The sequence below is a fragment of the Desulfitobacterium sp. LBE genome, assembly GCF_007830365.1.
Taxonomy (GTDB): Bacteria; Bacillota; Desulfitobacteriia; order Desulfitobacteriales; family Desulfitobacteriaceae; genus Desulfitobacterium; species Desulfitobacterium hafniense.
This window is the reverse complement of the sequence record NZ_VLKD01000001.1, coordinates 4,826,051-4,848,228: the sequence shown is the minus strand read 5'-3', so window position 1 is coordinate 4,848,228 and position 22,178 is coordinate 4,826,051. Positions and strand designations below refer to the sequence as shown.

Below are 22,178 nucleotides of genomic sequence, written 5' to 3'. Positions count from 1 at the left end.
TAACTATTAGATAACAACAAATTATTGACCATGAACAACGATAATGTGTATAATATAGATAATTAAACATAAGCATATAAATGAAGGTTATTTGAGGACAGAACAGGCATCTGTCACGCCCTTGTGGTTTGGAAAGAGATGTGGGATACGCCACCCCACCAAATAACCTTCACTAAGTAGGACCTCCGCAAAGGGGGTCTTTTCTCATTTCTACAAAAACTAATCCAAAACCAACTCTTTGTTCCACTCACGCTTCCCACCCCCGCCGTCGACTTCGGCCCTACGAACGAAGACCCCTCACCAAGTATTGTTGTCCATTCTGGGTCTGTCACTCTGGAGATCCGGAATACCGCATATCCCACCCTGATCGAAAACACCTTGCGGGCTCTCCATCATGTTCGGTAATCTCTCAGGCGCTGAGAAAATCTACATCGCTTGCGGATAAAGTCCTGCCCAAATCGAAATTGGGTCAGGCGTTGAGTTATGCCTTAAACCATAAATAGGAGTTTATGAATTATCTGTTGGACGGAAATTGGATACTGGCCGAACTCTACACCCGGCAGCTGGTTGAAAATATAGTAAGGGTACTTGTAGGGACTTAAACCCTCCTATAATAAATACTTTTCCGTTAATTCGTCTAATTCTACAAGTGTGCACCAGAAGCCACACTCCGTAATCCACGTATGGATGCGCAGCCTTTTGTGTAGGTTTCGGATAACGTTCTGCGTATTCCCGAAGTCTGGTTACTACATTCATATTGTCTCAGATTTTGGAAATACGCTGTTAGGTGAAGTTCGTCACCTTCTATTCTAGATAGCCGTTCCTATCTTTCTTTAACCATTCAATTAGGTTATCTTCCCGAACCTTGCTAATTTTAGACAATGAATTTGGCGTCCATTCGTAAAATCCTGAACCAGTTTTTGTACCAAGCCTACCTTCGTCAATGGGTTCTGTTAATGTATGTGAAACACTTGTATCGTTGCAAAGATCTTTAAATAGATAAGCAGAAATGTCATAAATAATATCCAAGCCACTTAAATCGGCGCTCTCAAGTGGACCAGTTGTAGATAAGCGACGACCTAGAGCATACTTAATCGTTGTATCAATTGCTTCTTTCGTGGCAACCCCTGAATCTATTAGAGAAAGTGCCTCTCGAAGCATAGCAAACTGTAGACGATTACCGATAAAACCTAAAGCTTCCTTCTTTAAGATTACTGGTTTTTTGCCAATCTTAAGTAATAATTTTGACGTAATATTAGTGGTGTTCTGGGAAGTGTATTGTCCAGGAACAATTTCTACTAATGGTATGAGATGCGGTGGATTCCAAAAATGGGCAACGATAAAACGTTCTTTATATTCCAGGCTTTCGGCAATTGCCGATGTGGTTAGACCCGAGGTACTTGAAGCAAAGATAGTATTAACTAAACATAACCTCTCCATTTTAGCAAATATTTCCTGCTTAGCTGAAAGGTTTTCGACAATTGATTCGATAACGAAGTCAACACCATCAGCTGCTTCTTCTAATGTTGTAACGCCTTTTATTCGTCCAATGATTTCCGGAATATCTGAGTCTTTAACTAAACCATGTTCCCGAAATTTTTTAAGCATATCCGTAATTGCATTCATACCACGCTTTATACTATCATTCGAGCGGCCATACATATTAACTTCATATCCAGCTAGAGCGAATGTTAGGGTTATACCAGGACCAACTGTACCCGTTCCCAAGTTACAGATTCTTCCAATACCTTCTACATTCATTTCAAACACTCCCCTTGGAACATAATCTTCCAGATCCAGAGGCCGCCATGGACGCGGATCCCTGAACCTCCGCATATTTACGATATATAAGACTAGTGGATAGTCGCAACCACTTTTTGAAAATCAGCCATGAAGTATAAACTTACTCGACTACATTCAAATAAACCTCGAAAAACCGTGACTATGTTTGACACTATGACTATCCTCTGGAAAATTCATTCGTACCTTCCCCAGCCTGTTGCACCTTATATTCGAGGAGAAGCATCCCACTGGGATAGGCACGGTGCCGAACGAGCTCCAAACACCGACGTATCCCGTGTGGAGGGAGCAACTGCACCCCACCTCCCAGAAGAATCGGTATAATTGCCGGTTCGAATGTATCAACCAGATTCCAGGCGAGAAGTTGGGAGAAGAGATTCCCTCCGCCGTAGAGCCAGATATCTCGACCAGGTTGCCCACGAAGCTCTCGGACTCGTGCTTCAAGTCCCTCGCTCACGATCTCAACATCAGGATGGTCCACTGGCCGAAGCGACCGTGAGGCCACGATCACTTGCTTTCCGCGAAAGCTCTCGCCCGTTGCGCGTACGATCTCATACGTGCGTCGCCCCATCAGCAACGTGTCAAATTGCGCATACAGCGCCTCAAAATCGAACGAGGGCTCTGGGGTAATCCAATCAAAACCATCGTTCGGTGCCGCGATATAGCCATCCATGCTACACGCGACCTGGTATCGCACCCGTCTCATCCAATGATCACCTCCACCTTACATTCATATTTTCTAAGTTGCGGCAATGGACGTGTTAGCTGAAGTATTCCCTCGCCCCTTTATAGTCTTAAGACTATATCTCTTCAATTTGAATAATAATAGTACTAACAATTGTTCTAAATCACGAAGGGTGGTACACTATGGATAAAGATAAGGCTAAGGCTGAGGGGGATGTTGATATGGCTATTCCAAAAGAACCTAAAGACAGCGCACAACCAAACTCTTCTAATGAGCATAAGCGACAAGTTGCTAAAGCACTTAAGGAAGTTACTTCAGATCATTCCAAGCTCCTTAAGAAATTAGCCGAGTAAATACATCCTCGAACTGTCACATTGGCTAAAAGAGCGATTTCCTAAGTAGCAGATCTCATTTATTGGGGTCTCTGTTTTTTTAACATTTTCGCCATTCCCACAGTATCCTAACCCCATCCATCATCCTCTAAGTTGCGGCGAATTCTGTGTTAAGCGAAGTTCCCTATCTAAACAATTTCCAATTGGGACCCAACATTCACACGATGTAAAATGTAACCAGATACCAATACTTTCACTTGTTTATAAATTGGAAGATCAAAAATAAAACCGCAATGACTATAATAGTCATAATCTGATTAAGGCAACCACCCTGAGTTAATCTCCTTAAGTCGCCAAACTATGAACGGTTTACTGAATCCACAAAATTTATCATGGGATGTTTCTCATATTCTTCTCTTTTATGTTTCTCATGCTTATCCTGTTCATCTTTCATATCCACAATTTCACCTTCCTATTAGTTTAGTCAGTGGCGAGTTAGCCACAAAATCCTACAAACGTGTAAAAATCACACCAATTCCTAATCCGCTCATGGACGCACCTATTTTAAATCTTCTAAGTGGCAAATCATGGGCATACTACTTATTGGACGGTTGTTTAGAAGGTGATATGATGAACAATGAAGGAAATCATTTTGAACCTAAGGAGGAGGAAACATTGAGTGCCGTTACCAAAGAACAGGGCTATAAGAAATTATCCTTAACTCCTAAACAGTTAGAAAAGGCCACTGTAAAGCCTCTTGCCATTAAGAATGGGAAGTTGTTATTTGACAAGAGCAATAAAGATCACCGTTATATTGTTGAAGAAGAATAATGTCATCGCCAATGTTTTTAACCAAACCTTCCTGGGTATAAGGCTATAAGCTGATTCCTTTAATGAAATCAGACCTAAGCCAATTAATCAACGCAGATGGCTTCATCAAAAAAATCCCTGAATTGGATTTTAATTTTATAATAGCTGAACTGGAGCGGATACAAAAGAGTTTCGCTCCAACCTGCTGCTTTCAATGCCTTACGTTCCTTAGTTTCTGATCAACCCTTAACGTAATAGCCAATATCAAATAGCCTATTGAAACCGGCAGAAAAAACCTGAATAGACCAGGGGTTCCTGCTAAGTACAAACTAAGGGGCAGGGAATAAATAAACGCAACACAGCTCAACCAAAACATCCCATACAGTGAGGCAACACCTACCATAAGCGCCGGTAGTCCAAGGCCAAAAAGGGCTACTGGTATTGTTTCCTTAGCGATACCGCCAACATATGGATTAAATAAACAAAGTATCACACTTAAAGCAATCCCGCTTACAGAAGCAACTATCCCCACCAATACCCCTACTCTGCCAATGATAGTCATTTCTCGAAAAGACTGTATCATGCCTTTCACTGTGGCTCCCCCCTTTTCTTTGTTACAACTGTGAATTTATAGCTGCAAAAAAGACGACCCTAAAGCTAATTCCCCCGTTCACCCATACGTAGACTATTTGACACCGAAGTCCTCACTCCTTTTTTAAAAAAGGCTCCTAAAAAAACTGGTGCACCCGTGGCAGCCCTACACCCACAAAGCAAGCTCAATAAACATGTCCCCAAATGCGACAACGTTGTCGCATTTGGGGACAAACCTCCTTAGTCACACTCACCGCGCTCTTCTGGAATGACCATGACTTTCCCCTCCGAAAGACTCTCTCCATCCATGAATTCCTTCTCGCCCTCCTGTTGTGCTTTAAGCAGGATATCCATGGCATCGGCGACTTTAGCCGCCAATTGAAAATACATCCTTTTATAATCCGTCATGTTCCTCTATTACCCCCTACGTCAAGCAGCGGCAGGGCAGCCGGGATCATGCCCGGTCCTGCCGTCTGCTTTGATAGGGGAAATTAAAAAGCGCATGCGAGGTTTTTTCACCCTACACATGCGCTATGCTTCGTTATCTGCTGAAATCCTAACACCCAGCCCCAATCAACCGGAAACAAACCGGCTGTGAACAGACAAGAGCTCCGCATCATCAGTCTGCGAACACTCCCCTTCCGCTCCCTGGGTCAGGAATAGGCTGTATCCCCTGTTGCGTGAAGCCGCACAGTCTCTTCTGCCGACAGCCAATATCTCATTATACCCACTCCATCTTCCGGCACAGGTGCTTCGCTTGTGCAGAAAGGAGCCCCATTGTATAATAAGAATGTCGTCGTGGACAGCTAGACTGTTACGTGTAGGTGCTGGTACCACCTGCTCGTGCCTGAGGGTGCTCTAACACTCTTAGGTCACGGCGACTTTTTAATTTCCACCTAGTCCTAATTATAGCTTTTTTAAGGGAAAATGCAATCTTTAGACCTCTTTTTCTTGGGGTCCTATTTCTTTTTGAGGCCACACCCCTCATCCTCAAAAAGGGCTGTCCGAAATAAGTACGCGCGTACCTATTTCGGACAGCCCTTCTCCTTTGCACAGTTGCAGCTCTTCTTTTGAAGGCATCCTGACTCTTAATTGCCCTACCGCACCCTGAGCTGCCAAAAAGCCACGGCGCTGGCTGCAGCAACGTTCAAAGAGTCCACGTTATGGGACATAGGGATGCACGCGGTGTAATCGCAGTCAGCAATCGTGCAGGGCGCCAGTCCATTACCTTCTGAACCCAATACGATAGCAAGTTTTTCTTCTGCCATGAGCTGGGGATCGTCTATGCTGACAGCCTTATCATTTAAAGCCATGGCAACGGTCTTAAAGCCCAACTTGCGCAGAATCTTCATGCCCTGCTGCGGCCACTGGGAGAGCTCGCTGCCAATACGAGCCCATGGCACTTGAAAGATGGTACCCATGCTCACCCTCACCCCACGCCGGCACAATGGGTCACAGCATGAAGGGGTAAGCAGCACGGCATCGATGCCTAGAGCCGCAGCCGAGCGAAAAATGGCTCCCATGTTGGTGGAATCCGCAATCCCCTCAAGCACAGCCACCCGACTTGCATCGGCACATACCTCCTCAACGCTGGGTAAATGAGGACGCCGCATGGCACACAGCACACCGCGGGTCAACTGAAAGCCGGTCAACCCTGCCAGCAGGTTTCTATCGGCAGTATAGACGGGGATATCTCCGCAGCGGGTGATTATACCGCGCGCCTGCCCTGCAATATATTTGCGCTCCATCAAAAGTGAAATAGGCTCGCATCCCGCGTCGAGGGCAAGTCCAATTACCTTGGTACTCTCCGCAATAAAGATGCCCATCTCCGGCTCCAACCGGTTGCGCAGCTGCGTTTCCGTCAGGCGAGCAAAGACATCCAAATTGGGCAATGAAAAATCGCTTATCTCAATGATATTTGACATCTTATCTCCTTATGTTCGAGGTTAGTGGAAATATATAAACCTTGATTTTTTGCAATATAAAATCTTTTTTACCGTAAGTAAGAATTACACCACCATCAATATACTATACTATTAACTACACTATATTGCATATAAGACACACCTTTCTACCACTACGAAATAATAATCTACAAGTACGAAATTAAGTTCTCGTCTATATCCCGCCATGGACGGCGGGCGGTCTTGAAGGAAATGTCATATAACGTCCCGTGAATTCCCGAAGTCTGATTACTACATGAAAGATTATTGACAGTACCTATTACATTCATATCGTCTCAGATTTGGTAAGTAGACGGCCTCCTCTCCTTTTTTTGATTGGAGTCACGCCCCTTTCAGAACCGGACGTGCCCAATTAAGGCATCCGGCTCCCCATACGTTCCTCTTTACACAAATGCTGAATTGAGATTGATGAGTGATTTTGGTTGAGCTATCGGGTATATCTTCTTCAACTGGTTAAACCACGGCCATGTAAGCTTGCTCCGTTGACTCCTGCGTCTTAACCATTCGCAAAGTACTCGCTCAACTTCTTTCTTATACTTCAGGAGTCCTCGCCAGTTATCGCTTACCCCATAATAGTTAAAATGTCCTCTGAGTTTGGAATTGACGTTCTCCCAAATATCCTTCAGGGGTAGGTTCCTATTGGCTTTTATCCATTCTGTGAACGCCGTGACTTTTGCCTGGAATTTCTTTCGCGCTGTTTTCCATTTTAGCTTGAAGCGACCTTTACGGTTTTTTCCACAGTAATGTGTAAATCCAAGAAAGTCAAAAGTTTTCGGCTTTCGCCCTCCACGCCTCTTAATATCCCTTTCGGCAAATCTTCCAAACTCGATGATTCGGGTTTTCTCCTGAGCTATTTCCAAGTTAAACTTTCCAAGTCTCTTCTCAAACGCCTCATAGAATCGTTGGGCATCTCTTTGATACTGAAAGCAGGCTACTGAATCATCTGCGAATCGCGTGAGGTACGCTTCCCCTTGACAGTGCTTCACAACCACTTTACTGAACCATAAGTCCAGTACGTAGTGTAGGTATATGTTCCCTAACAATGGCGATAGGCTTCCGCCCTGAGGAACTCCTTCGTCTGTATTCGCTCGTTTTCCTTCTTCCATTATTCCCACTTTGAGAAATTTCTTGATCAACCTCAGTATCTTGCTGTCACTTATTCGTTCTTTGAGCATTGTCATTAGCCATTCATGATCGACATGGTCAAAATATCCACGGATATCCGCATCTACAATAAATCCAACTTTCTTTGTTCCTATGTTCTTGCTTAAATCTTTAAGCGCATCGTGGGGCTTCCTTCCAGGTCTAAATCCATAGGAGGTGTCCAGAAAGTCTTGTTCGTAGATGTTTTCTAGGATTATGGCTAATACGCTCTGTACCAATTTATCTTCCAGGGTCGGGATTCCCAGTGGTCTGAGTTTATCTCTTTTCGCCCTTTGTGCTATGCTTGCAGGTTTTGTTCTCACCGTTTCCCCGGTTCTGTGTCCAGGCAGTGTGTCCTTTGCAAACGGTTCCATATGTTACTCCCCTTTCCTCGTTCAGCATTACCTGAAGTCATCGGTACTACTGGAGTAATCCGACTTCCCAGTGGCTTTTGCCTTCCTTACCTCTTCAGCTTGTCTGGCATACTCTCCTTGCGAAAAGACCAATCTGGGATCTCCCTGGGTTTCCGCACATTCTTAATGTTCAGCTAGGTAGGGCCTTAGACCCCGGAGGTGTCTATTTGTACTTGCTGTCCGCACAAATGGCTATTGCCTTCCACGATTCCCAACCGCTTCGGCCACTCTCGTTAGTTACAGCATTTTCGGGGCTCAATACCTTTCACTGCTGGCTACCATCCAGTCAATTCTACCTCGCCGACTTTCTATCTACGCTTAAAGTATTACATTACTGTAATGCCTCCAAGACTCGATACAGGGCGGTTGGCTAAACCTTACCCTGGCTGGATCTTCCCCAGCTAGAACGTACGACCTGCCAGGACGCACTGAGAATTCGCTGTTCTACAACGTGGGAAGGCCCTCAATTCAGAAAGTGCCACGGATGGCACTCTTCCCCAGAAAAATAATTATTCTTTATCTTTTACAATCATCTTTTCAACAGCTTCTAACCCGCCATCACGCCAGCCTTTGAATGTATAAACTCTTTTGGTAATACTTCTTCCTGAAGCATTCATACCTAGTGAAGTGCCTTCTTCCTTAAGATTAAGACCGATTCCACCTTCACCGCTTTTATCATAGAACTCTTCGATAATAACTTCTTCTGCAGTATCAATCCTTCGGGCAATTGATATTTCCTGTGCAACCCTTGCCTGTGCTTCTAACATTCTGAGCGATATTTCCTGTCTTAATGCTTCCTCTTTCATTTCATCAAGATTCCCGTTATTTGACACAGTATTTGTCTTATTTATTATCTTCTCAGTGGTATCAACAACTAGCCAAGTAAGAGGACTGGTAAATTTTAATATCTCTTTTGAAACTCCTAATATTTGATTCATATCTGCCATAGTTAATCATCCCCAATTATGCTTTCTGATTGTTTTCAAAAATAAATTGCAAAATGAAAAACATCTTTCTCATTTCCCAAAAAATAACAATCTAGCTCTTGGTCTGCTTCTCCAATTAAATTAACAGGTAGTGGCTTATATGCACTGTTATAATTATAAACTAAGTCAGTTGTATATGTAGGAACTGTCATTTTTCTTAAGAATGGAAAGTAGCAAAGCTTCCGTTCACTGGCTAATGGTTTACTTCCATTACCTTCACCTAATTGAATCAATTGTGAAAATCGTTCGACACAGTTAAACCACCCGATAATGAAAGCTCTTTTGCCTTTCTTACCCTCACTTATTTCTTGCAATAACCAATCAAAATCTTCTTGATATACAATCCAGTTCTTACTCGCAGAGCTTGTTCCAGATGCACTTCTCCAATTTTTAAGGTATTTAACTTCTATCTTGAAATCCTTTGAGTCTATATCAATATCGTTGTTAACTTTGCTTTTTGTTCTATTTCCACTATCACCGACCGTATAATGAGCCATCTGCTTGAATGGATAGCCAACACGAACACATATATCCATTTCGTTGAATTTTTCATCTGCAATTTTCTTAAGTTGAGTCCTTTCCAAATCACGATATTGCTCATCAAATTCATCAATAATAAAAAGGCAAGTGGATAACAGATATTGATCAATCGTTGGATTTAATCCCATAAAAATCCCACTCCATTCTTTTATATAATTGCGCGCCACGGATGGCGCACCCCTTCCCATGTCGTAGAACGTTCTGGGAGTTTCCGAAGCGCCATACAACATTCATCTATTCAAAGTTTTGGAAACTTCCTGTTAAGTGAAGTTGGTTAGTCCCTCTGAGTTTCTTCAATAAAAATATATTTTATCGTTGATCTACTTTTGAATTTCTCCAACTTATTTTTGATACTATTTGATACTTTCATTAAAAAAATTACATATCTCATATAAAGTTGCGGTGAAAAACTACCTTCTTTGGTAAATGCTTCATTTTCAAACACAATAGTATCGAACATTTTTTCTTGATCGAAATTCTCATTAAGTAGCAGAGCCACACTTTCGCCTTTCAAGATTTTATCTATTAAATTTCTTTTTTCCAAATCATCTGTATAAGATACAACTCTTGGATATTCCTGTTCTTTAAATTCAAGATTGTATAATATTTTTTTCAACTCTTCATCATCAGAGTATCGAAAAATTGTATCATCCTGATTCTCAAACGGATTAAAATAATGATTTTCTAGACAATACTTTTTTGAAATTTTTTGATCAATTGCGTTAAAACTAAATATCAATTTGTTAATTTCATTTCTAAGCCTTAAGTGGTAGGTCATTTTATATTTCGAATGATAAAAAATTTGAGGAGTGCTTAAGTCTGCAAGAAAGATATCTATCGCCTTTTTTTCTTTTTCCAAGTATTCATTGCATAAAAAATGAAAAAAACTTTCCTCTACCTTTATATAGCTTAAAACTTCTTTAATCTGATTTTCAGTTTCCTTATCTATGCTTATAATTTCCTTTATGCTTTTATTTAAAGTAATTGCTGCTTCTTTCGAACCGAACCCGAATAACGAATAAGTCTTTGTGTAAAATTCTAGGATTTTTTTAACTCTGTTTAACAGTCTGTCTCTAACCAAAATACAAAAATCTCTTATATCAGAGTTATCAGTAATTAACAATCTATTTATTAGCGATTCAATTTCTAAAGCTTCCTCTTTCAATGTACTTTCGAATAAAATATAGTTCAAAATTTGCATGTTTTTATCTAAGTTCTCATCTGATTGCCAAATATTATTTTTTTCCATAAAATCCTTTGCTCGTTTAATTATTTCATTCTCAAGGCTATCGATCTTTAGAGAATCGCATTTTATTTTTATATTTTTTATTTTGTTATTATTTACTTTTGAGATATAATCTCTGCACTTTTTGCTAGGAGTCCCTACTAAATAAAGCACATAGTAATCTGCCTCAATATCCTTAATTAGTTCATTTATCCACCGTTCTATTTGCTTCTTAGTAAAATTATTAATTGAAGATTTGACCTGTAACACATGCTTTTTATTGTCATTATCAATTAATAGAATATCTACTTTATTAATTTCCTTCTTTTTATTATCTGTGTTGTCGTATGACGGATCAAACTTTACAATTCTATAATTTTCATTAAATATTTCTTGACTACAAATTAATCCCTGAATAATTATTCCTCGGATAGTCTCTTTTCCGCCCATAATCTCCCCCAAAAAGCTTTCTTAATTTAATATTTATCGGAACTATTAACCAATTTCACTTAACGTTTTGAGTGTTTGCGACGCGTCCCAATTACATTCATATTGGCAAAGTGTCGCAAACACTCTGTTAAGTGAAGTTGGTCGCCCCCATACTCAGAAGTCGCCATGGACGGCGACTCCTTAAACCGATCAGCAATCAGAATATATTTTTGATTTAGTAATCATCACTCATGAATCCACATCTCGGACAAGCGTTTTCGTATCGAGAATATCCAGAATACTTACACCTTGGGCAGATGCAGTAATGTAATCTTGAATTGGCCTCGTCAAGTTGCTTTTGGAGTTCTGGTATAACTTGACTTATAAAATCAATGTACTCTTTACTAATTAATTCGCCATGAACGCCTCTGTTAGCAATTTTTATGATTTGGCTAATCAAATCTACCGTTTTACCATTTAATATTTCACACCGAGATAAATGTTTCATCATTTCATACATCGATTTACGGCCATTATAATCTGTCTTTTCACATAAATCTGTTAGAGTTTTTTCAAGCATTAATCTAACTTTGAATAAATAAATGGATTCCTGTGGAACATCAAATTTGAATTTTGAAAAGGTATCTGGAGATAACTCAACAGTTTGTGAAGAACCTTCTTCACTAAGATTATCATTTGTAGCATTCGAGTTCGTTATAAATTCCTCTATCAATTCCTTAAGCTTTTGTTCAGTAGGCAGAAGGCCATTCCCAAAATTTATTGTATTAGCATTAGAATTGGAAATTCTTATGTCCATAATTTGCATACGAAGATCATTAAGACTTTCTTTTACTTCAGCCTTTGCATTTTCAACTTCTTTTTTAAATTTTATACCAAAAAACTCCATTTCAGAAAACAAAGGAAGCAATAAAAGGATAAGCCAAAGAATAAAAATTAAATTCGTGGCATTTAACTCTTTTAATTGATAAATATTATTTCTATAATAAAAAACATAGCTAGTACTCAATATTAGAAGGACTAAATACCACCATTTCCGCTTTATAAAAGAAATAATCGCTTCTTTTATATTCATACCCTCACCACAGCTCTCCTTAAAATATTTATAATAACAGCCGATTTTTCGCGCCAAGGACGGCGCGGCGTTCCTGCGACCAATTTCATTTAACGTTCCGCCGTCCCGAAGCGTCTTACTGCATTCATATATTCTGAGTTTCGGGAACGGACGTGTTAGACGCGGTTATGCATACTCCAAAACTAGTTCCACTCATATGTATTCACTAAGTACTCATAAACTTGGTCTAATGCCACTCGAATAGAATCAATATCTTTATATGCTGATTTCAAATCATAACTAACTATCATTTCCCTCCAATGAATAATACCATGCCTGTGTTCGAGAATCCTATCCAAAGTTTGGAACAATGATTCCTTTCGACGACGATATGGCTTACGTAAAGTTCCTGATATATCTAATCTTGGATCAAGCTCCTTAAAATAAGAACAAATCTTATTGATGTTTTGAAAAGACATAGTTCTCGCTACCGCCTCTTCAATAGATATCTCACTAGAGCTTACTTTCAGAAGATCATCTGGATGAGGCCTAAAATTCTTAAAGATATTTGATTTTCTTTCAGAATACTTTAATAGAGCTACGTAAGTGTTTCTAAAATAGTCTTCAATAATTGATACTAAAAAAGGTAATAGCATATTTGTTGCAACAACTAGAGGATGCTCTTTTCTGAGATATTCAACAGGTATGCTTTTAAATCTGTCTTCAGATTGTTTAACCATTTCGAGGTATAATCTTGCAGTCACAAAATCATTATCAAGTCGCTCATGGGCTAAATAACAACCAGCCTCAGCATTAACTCTATTTGGTTGATCAGGAACAAAGTATCTGTTTGTCCCATTATCGGTAGCAAAATTTCCGCCAAATCTCTTTCTTATTTGCTTTATCGTAAAGTTTTGAAAGTCTAGGTCATGCTTAGTACACCATATATTTGTTCTAGTCCAAACAATTAATCTTCCATCTTCCTTTTCAATTATTTCTGCCCTTACACCATTTAGGTACTTATAATTATCATCTTTAAAAAAGTAATAAATGTTACCACTTATTTGTTTATATCCTAGAATTATAAGAAACTCTTTAACTTCCTTTGTATTTATTCCCGTTGACAAGTGATTATTTGAATCATACCCCAAAGAAAGATCCTCCTCTTTTACAAAAGAAATCCGCTCACTGCGAAATTGCGTCTAACATCTTAGGATTGTATCTGAATTTGAGCGATATATCTAAGATTCCTTAACCTCATTTTTCCTCAAATGCAGATACACTTTCGTTGAACGAAGCCGCACCAGCAATCTATGGGGGATTAATAGTGTATCCCTTGTAAAATGCTTCGTAGTAATGTACCACATAAATTATGGAAGTACCAATACACTTCGCTATAGTTACAGGAATTTCCTCTCGAAATTTTAATCTTCTCTAAAAAGGTGCATAATTATCCCAGGGAATTTTGTCAAATTTTTAAGCAATTATCCTATTGGGCGGGGAATAGGCCTTGGGGGTTATGCCTTCTTTTCTAATCATTCTGCCTGTTTTACATACTGGACACACCCGAACATCGATCCCTTTAATCTCTAGAATCAACTCTTCCCATGAGTGTCTTGCCTCTGATGCTTCTTCCTTTTCGAGGTTAAAAATCTCCTTACACCTTACGAGTTTTGTTTTTTTATTACGGTTACTGAGAATTCCATAGTGCCTGATCTTCATAAAGTTAAGGGGGAGCACATGAAGTAAAAATCTACGAATAAATTCTCCTCCATCAAGTTCCATAACTTTCTTTTTATTCTGGTTGGCATAGTCCTTCCATTGCCCATGCTTGATTGTATGTATACTATTTGACACTGGAGTCCTCACTCCTCTTTCCGGGAAGATAGCTTTTTAAAGAACCCCTTCCACCAGATATACCTTAAATGAGTATGCTCCCCTTGGATAGACAGTAAAAAAACTGTTGTCTTAAGGGGAGCACCTGTCATATATCTGCAAACTTCTATCAACAAACCTTAGCCAATTCCGACAGCTCAACACCAGGTAAAATCCCCGCGAAAAGGACTGCTGTGGCCATAAGAAAAACCTCTTACTCCCCCGCCGGCACTGCCCGGCTTCCCGGTTTAACAGCCGGAATCCCTTCAGCACAAAGAGGGCAGCTTTCAGGTTCAAAAGATTCAATCTCTATCTCCAGCAGCGAAGCCAGAGGCACGCTAAAATCAGCTTTCCCGCCGCTCCGGTTCACTAGCACCCCTACTCCCACAGGTTCCGCACCATAGGCTTTGACCACCTCGATAACCTCCCGGACGGAACCCCCGGTAGTGATCACATCTTCCACCACCAGAACCCTTTGGCCCGGTTGGAGTTCAAAGCCCCGCCGCAGCTTCATTTCTCCATTCTCCCGCTCGGTAAAGATGGCTTTGGTTCCCAAAGCCTTGCCGACTTCATGAGCGACTAAGATCCCCCCCATGGCTGGCCCGATCACCAGGTCAATCCCCTGGTCCCCGAAGGACTCTGCCAAAGCTTCTCCTAAACGGGCTGCATGATGGGGATATTGGAGAACCTTGGCGCATTGCATATATTGACGGCTATGCCTCCCTGAGGTCAGCCAGAAATGCCCTTCCAATAAAGCTTCACTTTCTTTGAATATGTTTAAAACCTCTTCAGGGGATAGGGATGTGTTCGATACTGTCATAGATCATAAACTCCTTTCCATCGCTGCACTTTACCTTTTCATGTAAACCCTAATCCCAGAGCTGCTCCAAAGCCTGCCTTGGATTGGGTGCCTGGGTAATGGGTCTGCCTACTACCAGATAGGAACTCCCGGCCTCCAGAGCTTCTTTGGGGGTGAGTGTACGGGCTTGATCATGAGTTTCGCTGCCTTTAGGGCGAATCCCCGGCGTAATGACCACGAAATCCGGTCCTACATGCCGGCGGAGGATTGGGCTTTCTTGAGCCGAGGCCACCACCCCGTCAATACCTGCCTTTTGACCCAGTTCGGCCAGAGCGACCACCTGATCCGGCAAGGTTCTGCCTACTCCCAGGTCCTGCTGCAACCTTTCTTCATCAAGGCTGGTCAGTACCGTGATGCCGATAATCTTCATCCGCTCCTCAGCGTTCTTCTGCTTTTGGACTTCATGGGTGGCCTGGACCGCCCGGGCCATCATATCATGACCGCCGCTGCAGTGAATAGTGAGCATATCGGCGCCATATCCGGCCAGAACCCGTACCGCACTTTCCACCGTATTGGGGATATCATGAAGCTTCAGGTCCAGGAAGATGGGGAAGCCTTTGTCCTTCAGTTCCCGGATAATGCCGGCACCTGCAGCATTATAGAGCTCCATCCCCACTTTAAGCCAGCAGCCGCTCCCCTGAAGTTGGTCAGCCAGAGCTAAAGCCTTCTCCCGGCTATTCACATCCATGGCCACCATGACCTTTTTATTGTTCTCCGACACAGTTCTTTCCAGCTCCATTGCCATCTTCCTTTCTTTCCGCCAAGTCTACCCTTTTCGCTGCTCCCAAAAGGTGATATTCTCCGAAAATACTCATCCGCCATACCGCTGACAGCCGCTTTCATCCTCTGCCGGCACCGACTGCACTACAGCAGGCAAAGGTTATATCCGCCTTCTCAACCTACAGAGCCAGTCCCACTATTTCCTCCACAGCATCAAAGCCCTGACGGCGGCAGTACTCCTCAATACCCTCTATAACCTCCAGAGGAGCAAGGGGATTCACAAAATTCCCGGTGCCGATGCTGACTGCTTTGGCTCCGGCCAGCATGAATTCCACGGCGTCCTGCCAAGTGAGAATTCCACCCATGCCGATGATGGGGACTTTTACCGCCTGGGCCACCTGCCACACCATCCGTACCGCTACCGGGCGAACGGCCGGTCCTGACAGACCGCCCATCTTATTGGCTAAGAGGGGTTGGCGTTTTTCAATATCGATGCTCATTCCCAGCAGGGTGTTGATCATAGAAATAATATCTGCGCCTCCCCGTTCCACGGCTTTGGCCATTGCCACAATATCCGTGACATTGGGGGACAGTTTGGCAATCACGGGGAGATCCGTCTTTCTTTTGACCAAGGCAATCACTTCTTCCGCACTGTCCGGATGGGTGCCGAAATGCATTCCTCCGTGCTTAACATTAGGGCAGGAGATATTGACTTCCAAGGCATCAATTCCCGAACCGGATTGAAGAGCGCTGGCCATAGTCTCATAATCCTGTAAGGAAAATCCGGAGATATTGGCAATGACCGTAGTAGGCAGCTGCCGCACCCTGGGGAGATAGGAATTGAGAAACTCCTCAAGGCCGGGGTTTTCCAGTCCTACTGAATTGAGCATTCCTGCCGGAGTCTCAGCCAGCCGCGGCAAAGGATTCCCTAAGCGGGGTTCTGGGGTAAGCCCTTTAAGAGTAATTCCGCCCAATTTATCAACCGGGCAATAAGGCGCATATTCTTCTCCGAAGCCATAAGTACCTGAGCAGGTGAGCACAGGATTTCTCAAAGTTAAGGTTCCTAGATTCACTTCCAGGTTAACCTTCTTCATGGAGTCATCTCCACCCTTTTCACTGTTCATAATCCCAGAGCACCTCCTTCCCTTGGAAGACCGGTCCGTCCTGACATACTTTTCCTCTGTAAATCCTACCGCTGCTTTCATCCTTTAAGGTGCACACGCAGCCTAAGCAGGCTCCTACCGCGCAGCCCATCCGTTCTTCCAGGGAAACCTCCACAGAGGCCCCTGTTTGCAGAAAGTGCTCGCTGACAGCCTTCATCATCACCTGAGGGCCACAGACTGCCACTGAACATCCCGCTCCTTGGGCAGTCACTAAATCTGAGGAGTTTTCGCGAATAAGGTCCAAAACATTGCCTTTAGCCCCGATACTTCCGTCCATGGAACTCAGGAAAACCGGGATGCCGGCATCCTGCCAAAGTCCAAGTCCGGCACTGGTAAAGAAGTCTTCATCTTCCCCGCCCCAATACAAGCGTACAGGAATATCTTTCGCACGGGCTGCCTTGGCTAAAGGAAGGAGGGGAAAAGCTCCGATTCCCCCCGCAACGAGGATAAGTTCTCCCTGCTCAGGCAGGGTAAACCCATGGCCCAGAGGGCCCATCAGACTTAGCCTTTCCCCCGCCTTGGCCTGAGCCAACACTTCCGTACCTTTGCCTTTAATCCGATAGAGCAAGGTGAGTTCCCGAGCTTCCCGGTCAATATCCGCAATGCTGATGGGGCGGCGCAAAAGAGGATCTAGTCCCGTGGAGACCTGCACATGAACGAATTGTCCCGGCTGCCCTTCCCGGGCAATATCGGTCCGGAGAACCAATTTCATGATTTTATAGCGGGGATCACCCATGATTTGGTGAGAAACGACTTCAGCCTTATCCAGCATTTCCATCCCGTCCTTTCCGGCGTTTTTTTATTTATCTGTATCCAATTTTCTATTTTTTGAGGTTATCCCGTTCTGAAAAAGACCCAAAACAGAGCTAAACGACCCGCAAGCGTAGCTTTACGCACAAAAGCGGACGGATTTAGCGGAAGGGCGGTCAGGTCAATGAGGCTTTCTTAACATAGCGCAGCCACCGGTTGCTTGGACATGGAGGTCCTGATGCCGCGGGCACATGGACGTGCAGGAGCGGCCACATGCTGAAAGCAACGGGGTTTGGCGGAGCTGTTAAGAAAGCGAGTTGACCAGTCCCGGAGCTATGGAGTGAGCGTTGTGCGTAAAGCTACACGACCCTGACAGATTTTTTCATTCTCTGCTGACGCCGCACACGGCATGGCAGGCTACTCTGAAAAACCGTACCTGTCCCCATTTTTCACCTTACTTAAGCGACATCAGACTGGGCAAAAACGACATCAGCACATGAACCCAGGCGGAAGCGGTGTCCAGGCTGGTGAAGCAGGGAATCCCTTGCTCTACCGCCGTGCGGCGAATGGCGAAGCCGTCGCTTTCCTGCTTTTTGTTGTGGGTAGTGGTGTTGAGAACGCATTGAATCACACCCTGCCGTATAGCATCGGTAATCTCCGTGGAACCTTGATGGAGCTTGGCCACCGGCGCAACCTGAATTCCTTCTTCCCTGAGGATTTTAGCCGTTCCTTCCGTAGCTAAGATGCGGAAGCCCAGGTCGGCGAATTTCTTGACCAAGGGGAGCCCTTCCACCTTGTCCCGATCCGCTAAGGTCACCAAGAGACTGCCGTGGGCGGACATATTGAATCCCCCCGCTAAGAGGGCTTTGTAGAGAGCTTTTTCATAAGTCCGGTCCACTCCCATCACTTCCCCGGTGGACTTCATCTCCGGACCCAGGGAGGGCTCCACCCGATGGAGTTTGGAGAAGGAAAACACAGGGACCTTAACAGCCACCCGTTCCGGGAGAGGCCACAAGCCTAAGGGCAGTTCCAATTCCGTCAAAGTCTTGCCGAGAATGACCTCGGTGGCATAATCCACGATGGACAGTCCGGTCACTTTGCTGATAAAGGGAACCGTACGGCTGGAGCGGGGGTTAACCTCAATCACATAGACTTCATCCTGGAAGATGACATATTGAATGTTAAGCAGACCAATCACATTTAAAGCCCGGGCGATTTCCGTGGTCAGCAGGGTGATCCGGTGGATTAAAGGTTCGGACAAAGTCTGGGGAGGGTAGACGGCGATGGAGTCTCCCGAGTGAACTCCGGCCCGCTCCAGATGCTCCATAATTCCGGGCAGACTGACATTCTTGCCGTCGGAGATGGCATCCACCTCCACCTCCTTGCCCACCAGGTACTGATCCATCCATAGCTCCTGGCCTGGGAAATCAGCCATGGCCCGGTTCACCACATTTTCCAGCTCAGAGGCTGAATAGACAATCTCCATGGCCCGGCCTCCCAAGACAAAGGAAGGGCGAATCATCAGAGGATAGCCGATGCGGGCGGCCATTTCAACCGCTTCTGCCAGAGAAGAGGCCTGGCCTCCCTTAGGCCGCTTGGCGCCGATGGTATGGAGCACTTCATCGAATTGCCCCCGTTCCTCAGCCCGATCGATATCCTCAATGCCGGTGCCCAGGATTTTATATCCTCTCTCAGCTAAGGGCTTGGCCAGACCGATGGCCGTTTGACCGCCGAACTGGACAATCACGCCCTCCGGCTGCTCCCGCTCCAGGACAGCTGAGACGTCTTCCAAAGTTAAAGGCTCAAAATAGAGACGGTCTGCGGTGTCAAAATCCGTGGAGACGGTCTCCGGATTATTATTGATGATGATGGTTTCCACACCGGCTTTTTTCAAAGCCAGAACGGAGTGAACGGAGCAATAGTCGAATTCAATCCCTTGTCCAATCCGGATGGGACCGGAGCCCAGTACTACCACCTTGCGCCTCTGGGAGGGCATTCCTTCATCCTCCTGGTCATAGCTGGAGTAGAAATAAGGGGTCAAGGCCTCAAACTCACCGGCACAGGTATCCACCATCTTGAAAACAGGCTGCAAACCTTTTTCCCGCCGGTAAGCATATATTTCTTTTTCCGTGGTCTGCCAGAGACGGGCCAGCTCCCGATCCGCAAAGCCCATTCGCTTGGCTTTTAACAAAAGCTCCTCATCCCAGGGAGAGAATTGAAGTGCTTCACTCATCCTGACAATCCGCTCAATAGCCGTGAGAAAGTAAAGATTCCAACTGCTGGCCTTCTGAATCTGTTCAAGACTTAGTCCCCTTCTCAACCCTTCGGCGAGAATAAACAGCAATTGATCATCAGGCTTTTGGCAGCGTTCCAGAATCTCTTCATCGGTAAGCTCCTGGAATTCCGGGAGCAGCAGGCCAAAGGCTTTGATTTCCAATGAACGGACAGCCTTTTGCAGAGCAGTCTCCAGATTCCGACCCAGGCCCATGACTTCCCCTGTAGCCTTCATCTGGGTTCCCAGGCGGCGGTCCGCATCAGAGAATTTATCAAAAGGCCAGCGGGGGATTTTGACCACCACATAGTCCAGAGCCGGTTCAAAGCAGGCGCTGGTTTTGCCGGTGACGGCGTTGGTCAGCTCCGGAAGAGTATATCCTAAAGCGATCTTGGCCGCCACTTTGGCGATGGGGTAGCCTGTGGCTTTGGAAGCCAGGGCGCTGGAGCGGCTCAGCCGGGGATTCACTTCAATCACCACATACTCCAGCCGTTCCGGATGCAAGGCATATTGGACATTGCATCCTCCTTCAATCCCTAAAGCCGCCACGATTTTGCGGGAGGAGGTGCGCAGGGCCTGAACCTCCCGATCCGTCAGGGTCTGGCAAGGAGCCACAACCATACTGTCCCCCGTATGCACCCCTACCGGGTCCATATTCTCCATGTTGCAGATGGTGATGCAATTCCCCTGACTATCTCTCAACACTTCATATTCGATTTCTTTCCAGCCCGCCACGCTTTTTTCCACCAGAATCTGATCGATAAGGCTGGCCTGTAAGCCGCTTTTGGCGATTTCCCTGAGCTGCTCCCGGTTATGGGCAATGCCCCCCCCTGTACCACCCAAGGTATAGGCAGGGCGGACAATCACAGGGTATCCGATCTCCTCGCCAAAGCTGAGGGCTTCTTCTAGATCCGATACAATAACACTGGGAGGAACCGGCTCCCCCAGCTCTCTCATCAGGCTCCGGAAATGTTCCCTGTCCTCTGCCTTGGTGATGCTATCCAGGGAAGTTCCCATCAGTTGAACGCCGCAGCGCTGGAGAATTCCCTTTTCCGCCAGCTGAAAAGCCAGATTCAGGCCGGTTTGCCCTCCCATGGTGGCGATGATGCCGTCAGGCCGTTCTCTTTCAATAATTCTCTCCAGAAATTCCACCGTCAGGGGTTCGATATAGATCCGATCCGCCACTTCCTGGTCCGTCATGATGGTGGCCGGATTGGAATTGACCAGAACCACCTCCACCCCTTCTTCCTGCAAGGCCCGGCAAGCCTGGGTTCCCGCATAATCGAATTCCGCCGCTTGCCCGATGACGATAGGACCGGAACCGATCACCAGCACTTTATTCCATTTCTTCGTGTTCCTGTTTCCGTTCTCTGCGTTCATATATTCCTCCTGTTTTCCCGGCTTTCCTGGGTTATCTCTTCCTCAGGGGATAGGCTGTCCCCTGCTCAGCCGGCTGCTCCGGCACCTATCGCGGCAAAAAATCCTTCAAAAAGCATCTCGTTCTCTTCCGGACCCGGAGCTCCCTCCGGGTGATACTGAACGGAGTAAACGGGATACTGAGTATGCTCCATTCCTTCCACCGTGCCATCATTTAAATTGCGCAATATAATTTGAAATCCTGTCCCGGCCATAGAATCTTCGGCAACGGCATAGCCGTGATTCTGAGCCGTCATGGTGGTTTGACCTGTGCGCAGATCCTGGACGGGATGATTCCCTCCCCGGTGACCGAAGGGGAGTTTATAGGTTTTTCCCCCGGCGGCCAGGGCCAGAATTTGATGACCCAGGCAAATCCCCATGATCGGCAGCTGGGGCAGCAGTGTCCGGACCGTCTCAATCAGCTCGGGCAGTCCGCTGGGGTCCCCAGGTCCATTGCTGATGAACACTCCCTTGGGGGAAGAGGCTAAAATCTCTTCCGCACTGCTCCACGCAGGGAACACCCGGATTCTTAATCCTCTTTGCTGCAGGGCGCGGAGAATATTGCGCTTCGCTCCGCAATCAAGGACCGCCACATAAGGACCGCTCCCCGGAATTTCATAACTCTCTTTGACTGTAGCCTGATAAACCCAATGGGGCTCTTTTTCCGCAGCCGAGGAAATGTTGGCGTACTCTTGCCAATACTTTTTCCCTTGTTCCAGGGTGTGGGCAAAGACTCCCGGCAGGGTGCCCTGATTGCGGATATGGCGGGTTAAGGCCCGGGTATCGATTCCTTTCAAGCCCCAGATGTTATGCAGCCTGCAAAACTGTTCCAGGGAACGATCCCCGTGAGCGCTGCCTTCCCCTTGGGAAAGCTCCCGCACTACCAGCCCTCTGAGCAGAATTTTATCCGCTTCATTTTCTTCATCATGCCAGCCGTAATTGCCGATTTGGGGATGGGTCAGGACCAGAATCTGACCTGTGTAAGAAAGGTCGGTAATCATTTCCTGATATCCCGACATGGAGGTGTTGAACACCACCTCCCCGGCTTGAGTCTCTTGTTCTTTATCTTCCGGCCAGGCTCCAAACCTTTCTCCTTCAAAAGCTGTACCGTCTTGCAATACGAGAAACGCCAT

At 45.1% G+C, this 22,178-nt stretch carries 20 protein-coding genes; 2 read left to right on the top strand and 18 right to left on the bottom strand.

Annotation, left to right across the window (positions count from 1 at the left end):
- Positions 1 to 804 precede the first annotated feature (804 nt).
- Together DESLBE_RS22875 and DESLBE_RS22870 are read right to left on the bottom strand one after the other, a co-directional pair.
- Positions 805 to 1,761 (bottom strand): 3-hydroxyacyl-CoA dehydrogenase family protein, encoded by a 957-nt coding sequence (locus DESLBE_RS22875; RefSeq protein WP_144678301.1) that lies wholly within the window; start codon positions 1,759 to 1,761, stop codon positions 805 to 807.
- 199 nt (positions 1,762 to 1,960) lie between these two features.
- Complete coding sequence (locus DESLBE_RS22870; protein ID WP_015944943.1) at positions 1,961 to 2,506, bottom strand: dihydrofolate reductase family protein; 546 nt, start codon at positions 2,504 to 2,506, stop codon at positions 1,961 to 1,963.
- Positions 2,507 to 2,667: 161 nt separating this feature from the next.
- Here DESLBE_RS22870 and DESLBE_RS26710 point away from each other — a divergent pair, with 161 nt between their 5' ends.
- Together DESLBE_RS26710 and DESLBE_RS27180 are read left to right on the top strand one after the other, a co-directional pair.
- Complete coding sequence (locus DESLBE_RS26710) at positions 2,668 to 2,838, top strand: hypothetical protein (protein WP_005811419.1); 171 nt, start codon at positions 2,668 to 2,670, stop codon at positions 2,836 to 2,838.
- Positions 2,839 to 3,177: 339 nt separating this feature from the next.
- Positions 3,178 to 3,648 (top strand): hypothetical protein, encoded by a 471-nt coding sequence (locus DESLBE_RS27180; RefSeq protein WP_242659904.1) that lies wholly within the window; start codon positions 3,178 to 3,180, stop codon positions 3,646 to 3,648.
- 190 nt (positions 3,649 to 3,838) lie between these two features.
- On the opposite strand, the gene DESLBE_RS22855 is transcribed toward DESLBE_RS27180, so the two are convergent.
- The 16 genes from DESLBE_RS22855 to carA all read right to left on the bottom strand — a co-directional run bounded on the left by DESLBE_RS22855 (position 3,839) and on the right by carA (position 22,178).
- Positions 3,839 to 4,210 carry a hypothetical protein gene (locus DESLBE_RS22855; protein ID WP_172625544.1) on the bottom strand — a complete coding sequence of 124 codons (372 nt, stop codon included), beginning with the start codon at positions 4,208 to 4,210 and terminating at the stop codon, positions 3,839 to 3,841.
- 248 nt (positions 4,211 to 4,458) lie between these two features.
- Positions 4,459 to 4,626 (bottom strand): hypothetical protein, encoded by a 168-nt coding sequence (locus DESLBE_RS26705; RefSeq protein WP_015944948.1) that lies wholly within the window; start codon positions 4,624 to 4,626, stop codon positions 4,459 to 4,461.
- Positions 4,627 to 5,315: 689 nt separating this feature from the next.
- Positions 5,316 to 6,143 carry an RNA methyltransferase gene (locus tag DESLBE_RS22845; RefSeq protein WP_144678299.1) on the bottom strand — a complete coding sequence of 276 codons (828 nt, stop codon included), beginning with the start codon at positions 6,141 to 6,143 and terminating at the stop codon, positions 5,316 to 5,318.
- A gap of 422 nt (positions 6,144 to 6,565) precedes the next feature.
- The gene (gene ltrA, locus DESLBE_RS22840) at positions 6,566 to 7,699 is read right to left on the bottom strand and encodes a group II intron reverse transcriptase/maturase (protein WP_144678298.1); all 1,134 of its coding nucleotides are present in this window, start codon (positions 7,697 to 7,699) and stop codon (positions 6,566 to 6,568) included.
- 548 nt (positions 7,700 to 8,247) lie between these two features.
- On the bottom strand, positions 8,248 to 8,685 hold the full coding sequence (locus DESLBE_RS22835) for a hypothetical protein (protein ID WP_144678297.1): 438 nt from the start codon (positions 8,683 to 8,685) through the stop codon (positions 8,248 to 8,250).
- A 35-nt stretch (positions 8,686 to 8,720) separates the two neighbouring features.
- Positions 8,721 to 9,431: a hypothetical protein gene (locus DESLBE_RS22830; RefSeq protein ID WP_144678296.1), complete on the bottom strand. Its 711-nt coding sequence runs from the start codon at positions 9,429 to 9,431 to the stop codon at positions 8,721 to 8,723.
- 107 nt (positions 9,432 to 9,538) lie between these two features.
- Positions 9,539 to 10,939, bottom strand: coding sequence for a hypothetical protein (locus DESLBE_RS22825; RefSeq protein ID WP_144678295.1), 1,401 nt, complete (start codon positions 10,937 to 10,939; stop codon positions 9,539 to 9,541).
- A 214-nt stretch (positions 10,940 to 11,153) separates the two neighbouring features.
- The gene (locus DESLBE_RS22820) at positions 11,154 to 12,011 is read right to left on the bottom strand and encodes a hypothetical protein (protein ID WP_144678294.1); all 858 of its coding nucleotides are present in this window, start codon (positions 12,009 to 12,011) and stop codon (positions 11,154 to 11,156) included.
- Between the two features lie 182 nt (positions 12,012 to 12,193).
- Positions 12,194 to 13,141: a hypothetical protein gene (locus DESLBE_RS22815; protein ID WP_144678293.1), complete on the bottom strand. Its 948-nt coding sequence runs from the start codon at positions 13,139 to 13,141 to the stop codon at positions 12,194 to 12,196.
- Between the two features lie 325 nt (positions 13,142 to 13,466).
- A complete protein-coding gene (locus DESLBE_RS22810; protein WP_144678292.1) occupies positions 13,467 to 13,847 on the bottom strand; it encodes a transposase in 381 nt (126 codons plus the stop codon).
- A gap of 232 nt (positions 13,848 to 14,079) precedes the next feature.
- The gene (pyrE, locus tag DESLBE_RS22805) at positions 14,080 to 14,685 is read right to left on the bottom strand and encodes an orotate phosphoribosyltransferase (RefSeq protein ID WP_144678291.1); all 606 of its coding nucleotides are present in this window, start codon (positions 14,683 to 14,685) and stop codon (positions 14,080 to 14,082) included.
- A 49-nt stretch (positions 14,686 to 14,734) separates the two neighbouring features.
- Positions 14,735 to 15,463 carry an orotidine-5'-phosphate decarboxylase gene (gene pyrF, locus DESLBE_RS22800; protein ID WP_144678290.1) on the bottom strand — a complete coding sequence of 243 codons (729 nt, stop codon included), beginning with the start codon at positions 15,461 to 15,463 and terminating at the stop codon, positions 14,735 to 14,737.
- 160 nt (positions 15,464 to 15,623) lie between these two features.
- Complete coding sequence (locus DESLBE_RS22795) at positions 15,624 to 16,568, bottom strand: dihydroorotate dehydrogenase (protein ID WP_144678289.1); 945 nt, start codon at positions 16,566 to 16,568, stop codon at positions 15,624 to 15,626.
- Complete coding sequence (locus DESLBE_RS22790; protein WP_172625483.1) at positions 16,558 to 17,385, bottom strand: dihydroorotate dehydrogenase electron transfer subunit; 828 nt, start codon at positions 17,383 to 17,385, stop codon at positions 16,558 to 16,560. The genes DESLBE_RS22795 and DESLBE_RS22790 overlap by 11 nt, the downstream gene beginning before the upstream one ends.
- 426 nt (positions 17,386 to 17,811) lie before the next feature.
- Positions 17,812 to 21,009: a carbamoyl-phosphate synthase large subunit gene (gene carB / locus DESLBE_RS22785; RefSeq protein WP_144678287.1), complete on the bottom strand. Its 3,198-nt coding sequence runs from the start codon at positions 21,007 to 21,009 to the stop codon at positions 17,812 to 17,814.
- 65 nt (positions 21,010 to 21,074) lie between these two features.
- The gene (carA, locus tag DESLBE_RS22780; protein WP_144678286.1) at positions 21,075 to 22,178 is read right to left on the bottom strand and encodes a glutamine-hydrolyzing carbamoyl-phosphate synthase small subunit; all 1,104 of its coding nucleotides are present in this window, start codon (positions 22,176 to 22,178) and stop codon (positions 21,075 to 21,077) included.